Annotated in this window: 5 protein-coding genes and 1 pseudogene; 5 read left to right on the top strand and 1 reads right to left on the bottom strand. The window is 40.6% G+C overall.

Annotated features, from left to right (window positions below; genetic code table 11):
* The first annotated feature begins 246 nt into the window (after positions 1 to 246).
* The gene (locus tag H6F47_RS13255; protein WP_096565025.1) at positions 247 to 570 is read left to right on the top strand and encodes a DUF1825 family protein; all 324 of its coding nucleotides are present in this window, start codon (positions 247 to 249) and stop codon (positions 568 to 570) included.
* Between the two features lie 177 nt (positions 571 to 747).
* On the opposite strand, the gene H6F47_RS13250 is transcribed toward H6F47_RS13255, so the two are convergent.
* On the bottom strand, positions 748 to 2,670 hold the full coding sequence (locus H6F47_RS13250; RefSeq protein ID WP_190649540.1) for a PBP1A family penicillin-binding protein: 1,923 nt from the start codon (positions 2,668 to 2,670) through the stop codon (positions 748 to 750).
* Positions 2,671 to 2,852: 182 nt separating this feature from the next.
* Between H6F47_RS13250 and tyrS the strand changes: the two are divergent.
* The 4 genes and pseudogenes from tyrS to pyrF all read left to right on the top strand — a co-directional run.
* Positions 2,853 to 4,043, top strand: a pseudogene (gene tyrS, locus H6F47_RS13245) (tyrosine--tRNA ligase); the annotation flags it as partial.
* 371 nt (positions 4,044 to 4,414) lie between these two features.
* Positions 4,415 to 4,543 (top strand): hypothetical protein, encoded by a 129-nt coding sequence (locus tag H6F47_RS28535; RefSeq protein WP_277877152.1) that lies wholly within the window; start codon positions 4,415 to 4,417, stop codon positions 4,541 to 4,543.
* Between the two features lie 99 nt (positions 4,544 to 4,642).
* Positions 4,643 to 5,263, top strand: coding sequence for a Uma2 family endonuclease (locus H6F47_RS13240; protein WP_190649538.1), 621 nt, complete (start codon positions 4,643 to 4,645; stop codon positions 5,261 to 5,263).
* 451 nt (positions 5,264 to 5,714) lie between these two features.
* Positions 5,715 to 6,428: an orotidine-5'-phosphate decarboxylase gene (gene pyrF, locus H6F47_RS13235; protein ID WP_190649536.1), complete on the top strand. Its 714-nt coding sequence runs from the start codon at positions 5,715 to 5,717 to the stop codon at positions 6,426 to 6,428.
* The last annotated feature ends 142 nt before the right edge of the window (positions 6,429 to 6,570 follow it).

Below are 6,570 nucleotides of genomic sequence, written 5' to 3'. Positions count from 1 at the left end.
CCCCAGTCCCCAGTCCCCAGTCCCCAGTCCCCAGTCCCCAGTCCCCAGTCCCCAGTCACCAGTCACCAGTCACCAGTCCCCAATCCCCAGTCCCCAGTCCCCAATCCCCAGTCAAGTAGTGAAATTTCTGTAAAAAACCGTACTTCCAGCGAATTTTGTTCTCTAGATTAGTCCTCTAGACTAAAATAAGACTAGAGACAAAACTTTCAGCTACTGAGTACAAGCACTCAGTTGAATATAAGTAAAATGGGATTCTTTGACTCTGAAATAGTTCAACACGAAGCCAAACAGCTTTTTGAAGATTACCAAGCACTGATTCAACTTGGCAACAACTACGGCAAATTTGACCGCGAGGGCAAAAAGCTGTTTATTGAGCAGATGGAATCTATGATGGACCGATATCGCGTCTTTATGAAGCGGTTCGAGCTATCAGAAGATTTTATGGCGCAAATGACCATACAGCAACTAAAAACTCAGCTAAATCAGTTTGGTGTTACACCACAACAAATGTTTGAGCAGATGAATATGACTCTGCAAAGAATGAAAGCTGAGTTGGAAAAACAGGTATGAGGGTATTGGTGATTGGTGATTGGTGATTGGTGATTGGGAAAAATTTTAGATTTTAAATTTTAGATTTTAGATTGGAGTTCATGAAATACAATCCAAAATCCTAAATCCACTCACTGTATCACCTATTACCCATTACCCATTACCCATTACCCATTACCCATTACCCATTACCTCACTCTAATTTGCTTTAGGACGTGGAAACTGGGAAGGTGTTTTAAATTTCTCTGATGGTACTCCTTTAAGGGCTTGCTCCATAAAATCACGCCAGATGGGAGCAACCATACCACCACCTGTAGCACCACTGGATAATTGTAGGTTATCATCTCTTCCCACCCAGACAGCAGTTGTGAGTTGTGGCACAGTACCCACATACCAAATATCTTTTTCTGAGGAAGTTGTTCCTGTTTTTCCTGCTGATGGTCTGCCTATATCTGCACCCTTACCCGTACCGCTACTAACCACAGATTGCATAATATCTATAGTTGCTGCTGATGCCCAGGGATCAAGCACTCGCTGGGGTTTTGGTGTGTTGTCGAGTAACACATTACCACTACTATCTGTAATTCTGACTATTACTGTTGCTGGTGATTGCCAGCCATAATTCGCAAAGGTAGCGTAGGCACTGGCCATTTCCAAGGGAGTCATACCAATAGCACCTAAAGGCAGGGAGGTAACTGGTTCCATTGGACTCATGATACCCAAAGTCCGACAGGTTTCAACAACTTTATTCATCCCTATGGCTTTACCAAGCTTAATTACAGGGATGTTGCGAGATTGAGCTAAAGCGGTACGAATAGACATTGCACCACTAAACCCACCATCGTAGTTTCTGGGGAAGTACCAACCATTGCCATCTCGGTAGCTAACAGGGGTATCTAATACGGTGCTATCTGGAGCATATTTACCAGTGGCAAAGGCAGCATAATAAACGAAAGGTTTAAAAGCCGAACCTGGTTGTCTGAGTGCTTGGGTAGCGCGGTTAAATTCACTTGCTCTAGAATCTACCCCACCAACTAGAGCTTTGACAAAATGTGTGCGGGGATCAACTGCAACTAAAGCAATTTGATTTCCACGCAACCCTTGACCTAGTAAATTTTTGTGCCACTTACTCACAGTTGATTCTGCCATCATCTGGAATTTGGCATCCACGGTGGTTTGTACCCGCATCCCGCCTTTAAGCATTGTATCCCTTCCAAACTTTTTCACCAGTTCCTGGGCTACGGTATTGCTAATATAAGGTAGGGCGCTACCTTGAAATGACCTAATTCTCCCTAGTTTAATTTCTTCCTTGAGGGCATCATCATATTCTTTTTGGGTGATCCACCGCAAGTCTAACATCCGCCCTAACACTTCTTTTTGTTTTTGTTTTGCCTTTTTCATACTGGCAAAGGGGCTAAACTCTTCTGGGGCTTGGATCAAACCCGCCATCATTGCTGACTCACCCAAGGTTAAAAACTCGGCTGATTTATCAAAATAAGTCCGGGCGGCTGTTTGTACACCGTAGTTATTATGACCCCAATATACTTGATTGAGGTACATTTCTAAAATTTCGTTTTTCTCCAGAATTTGTTCTAAACGAATGGCTAAAACTGCTTCGGCTAATTTGCGAGTAAAAGCCCGCCGATGAGACAAAAACAGGTTTTTCACCAACTGCATGGTGATGGTAGAACCACCTTCTTTTACACCACCTGCTGCCAAGTTTACTACTACAGCCCTTCCTACACCAGAAGGGTTAATGCCTTGGTGACTGTAGAAGTGACCGTCTTCACTGGCTAGTACAGCGCGTTTGAGGTTCGGGGAAATTCTATTTAAGGGTACTACTTCGCGGTTTGCTTCACCGTGAATGCTTGATATGAGTTTACCTTTAATGTCATATATGTATGTGGTTTCTGTGGGAGAAAAGCTGCGTAACTGTCTCACGTCTGGCAAGTTGCGGAAACTTATGGCCAGTCCCACCAGTCCCCCCGCTGCAATAGAACTTGACAGCAGTGTGAGCGATAGTAGGGTAGCGCCAGTTACCTGACCTACGCCTTTAAAAAATTCAAACCCAGATGAAGCCTGGTCTTGGGATTGCTTGTTTACAAAAGTCCTAGAAGACACGGCGGTTTTACTTCCTCACTAATAAATATAAATGTAATTGATGAAATGAAAAAAGTCGGTTAATTTTTTGCAATTATAGTAGTTTGGCAGGACAGAAAACGGATAATTTGCCAGTGGACTTTACCAACCTAATTTCTAAAGTGCAAAGTGTAGTTAATAGTGAATCTTATAGTATGGCTAGTATGGCGCAGAATTTCTCTTGGCTACATCGTGGTGTGGCAGAAATTTTTCCTCAACCTCATGATGCTGATAGTGAAACTGAAAGTTTGGAAAAGCGGTTGCTCAATGCTGACCGTCCTTTAAGGATCAAGTTGGGTATTGATCCTACGGGTGCGGATATTCATTTGGGTCATAGTATACCAGTAAGAAAACTGCGGGCGTTTCAAGATGCTGGTCATACGGCGGTTTTGATTATTGGTGATTTTACCGCAAGAATTGGTGATCCTACGGGTAAGTCTGATGTCCGTCGTCAGTTGACTGAGACAGAGGTTAAGCAAAATGCCCAAACTTATCTTGATCAAGTGCGTCCTATTTTAGATTTTGACACACCTGGGAGGTTGGAGGTACGCTACAACTCGGAATGGCTTTCCCGTCTAGATTTGGGGAAAATTCTGGAGTTGCTGTCTACGATGACGGTGGGACAGATGTTGGCCAAGGAAGGTTTTGCTGAACGTTATAAGAAAGAGAATCCGATTTTCCTCCATGAGTTCCTGTATCCACTGATGCAAGGTTTTGATTCTGTGGCTGTGGAGTCTGATGTGGAATTAGGGGGAACTGATCAAAAGTTTAACATTGCTGTAGGTCGAGATTTACAACGTCATTTTGGTTTAAAACCTCAGTTTGGTTTGCTGTTACCTATTTTAATTGGAACTGATGGTGTACAAAAAATGTCGAAGTCTTTAGGTAATTATGTTGGTTTATCAGAACACCCTTCCCAGAAATACCAAAAGCTTCAAGCTGTGCCAGATAATTTACTGTCACAGTATTTTGAGTTGTTGACGGATTTACCTTTGCATAGTCTGCCAGAAAATCCACGCGATCGCCAAGAATTTTTAGCCTGGGAAATTGTCCGTCAATATCACGGTGAACAAGCGGCTAATGAGGCTAGAGAAGCGGCGAAAAGTGGTGGTAAGGAAGGGGCATTACCAGAGTATTCTGTGGCTGCTATTCCTCAATTTCCCGCTAAATTAGCTTATATTCTCGGTGCTACCGGTTTGTGTAAAAGTACCGCCGAAGGTAAACGGAAAATTCAAGAGGGTGGTGTGCGTTTGGATGGTGAGAAAATTACTGATGTGGATATGACTTTTGACTCCCCTGGGGATTTATCGGGTAAGGTTTTACAGGTGGGTAAGAAGAATTTTGTGCGTTTAGTTAGCTATGATTTTCAAGAACTCACACCACAAGCGGAATGTGGGATAGCAACTCCTCAAACTGAAGTAATAGCACCTTCCCAACCTGAAGTTGTAGCACCTTCCCAACCTGAAGTTGTAACACCTTCCCAACCTGAAGTTGTAACAGTATCAAAACCAGAGGTTAAATGGCAAATAATATTTGTTGCTTTACTTCTTTTTGTACTATATATTGCGATTTTCAACTCGTAAAGAATTATCTGGTCAATTGAAATCTCTGAAAAAACAAATTTTAGTTTGAGATGCGTAAAGTTCTAGTCAAATCTAGACGATAACCAAATATTTCAGAAAATAAGGTGTGTCACTCCAAGTAAATACACACCTTACTGAATATTATGAGTATTAACTCATTAAATCGTAAAAATATAAAACACCATGAAAACAAACCCATCATTGATATGATTATTAATGCCGGGAGAATTATAGTTCCTTTAGATGTTTCAGATTTAGTACGGGACTCGTAGAGTGCGTCAGACGGTAGAAGTCATGTCAATAAATATACTTTTGATATCTGACGCACCCTGCTGTTATAATATTTTCATCATCAATAATTGTTCACAGTCATGATTCAAACCCTAAATAAAATTGTCACCTTTGAGGAATTTGTTAACTGGCTTCCTGACAATTCCGATATACGTTATGAATTACATCATGGAGAAATTGTCACAATGGGGCAACCGGTGGGAGATCATGAAGAAGTTAAAGGGTTTTTAACTATCAAAATTAGTGCTAAAATTGATGGTTTAAATCTTCCGTATGTGATACCTAATCAAGTTATAGTTAGACCAGAAGGTAAAGATTCTGGTTATTTTCCCGATTTGTTAGTTTTAAATCGTGCTAATTTAGCTAATGAACCATTATGGAAAAAACAATCAGTTATTAGTCATGGTGCTTCCATTCCCTTAATCATTGAAATTGTTTCCACTAATTGGCGTGATGATTATTATTTAAAGTACGCTGATTATGAAGAAATGGGTATTGCTGAATATTGGATTATAGATTATGCAGCTTTAGGAGGACGTAATTTTATTGGTAATCCCAAACAACCTACTATTTCTGTTTGTAATTTGGTAGATGGAGAATATCAAATCAGTAAATTTAGAGATGATGAACAGGTTATTTCTCAAGTTTTTTCTGAATTAAATTTAACCGCAAATCAGATTTTTCAAGCGGGGATGATGTAGATTAATCTTCACAAAAATTTCTGACATATTCCCTAAAAATGGAAAAATGGGAGATAAATCAAACAATATGTTATCTTCTACAATTTTGTTAATTAAATATCTTTTTTGTAGAGATTCTAACCCATTTTGTAGAGATTCTAACCCATTAATAAAATTAGTGGAAGATAATTCTAAGGTCAGAAGTGTTGAATGTTAAGAAATCTGTGATAAAAATAGCCCAAAATATATTAAAATTTGAGCAAGCTATATCAAAATATTGATTGGATCATGATTATAAATTCATTTCCCAAGATTGTCAAAGACATCCTCAAATCCTTGCCAAAAAATGATTATCCGGTTTTGAACACCCGTCTTTACGTGTTAGATAAATTCTGCGGATGGAAGATATCATGAGATGTTGACATTTTCACCCTTAATAGGACTACTATAACTGAATGTAACAACCAGAATTATGAATGATGAAAAAATTATTGTACCTTTAGATATACCAGATTTAGACAGTGCGATCGCTCTTGTGGATAAACTTCCCCAAGTCACGTTCTGGAAGGTTGGTTTAGAATTGTTTACTAGCACAGGTCCGGCTATTCTGGATGTGCTAAAATCTCGCCAAAAGCGGATTTTCCTAGATTTGAAGTTTCACGATATCCCCAATACTGTCGCCGGTGCTTGTCGTGCTGCTGCTGGTTATGGGGTGGATTTGTTGACAATTCATGCCACTTGTGGTAATGATTGCTTGAAGGCTGCTGTAGAAGCAGTGCAGGTGGGAGCGGAAAAAGCGGGAACTAAACCACCTAATTTAATCGCTATTACTCTGTTAACTAGCATTTCGGCGCGAGATTTGGCGTTTGATTTGAAAATACCTCTGGAATTGCCGGAATTTGCTTTAGAAATGGCACTTTTGGCAAAAAATGCGGGTTTGAATGGGGCGGTTTGTTCTCCCCAAGAGGCGGCACAGTTGCGGAATACTTGCGGTGAGAATTTTTTGCTGGTTTGTCCTGGGGTGCGTCCGAGTTGGGCTGAAAAAGGTGATCAAAAGCGATCGCTCACCCCTTCTCAAGCTTTTCAAGCCGGTGCTGATTTTTTGGTGATCGGTAGACCTATTACTGCTGCTGCTGATCCGGTTCTGGCTTGGGATAAGATTTGTGAGGAGTTAAATTTGGGTTAGTGAACAACTTTGTTAAATCTCACGCAGAAGCGCAGAGAACCCAGAAGGATGAAGTTTTAAAGAGATTTTTTGCTGGTGTTTTCTGATTTTTGTGGAGTGGGCATACTTCGACTTTGCTCAGTACAAGCGTCGATCAGCTTAG

This window comes from Sphaerospermopsis sp. FACHB-1094 (genome assembly GCF_014696195.1).
Classification (GTDB): Bacteria; Cyanobacteriota; Cyanobacteriia; order Cyanobacteriales; family Nostocaceae; genus Sphaerospermopsis; species Sphaerospermopsis kisseleviana.
Note: the sequence above shows the minus strand (reverse complement) of the source record. Positions and strands in the feature narration are given on the sequence as shown.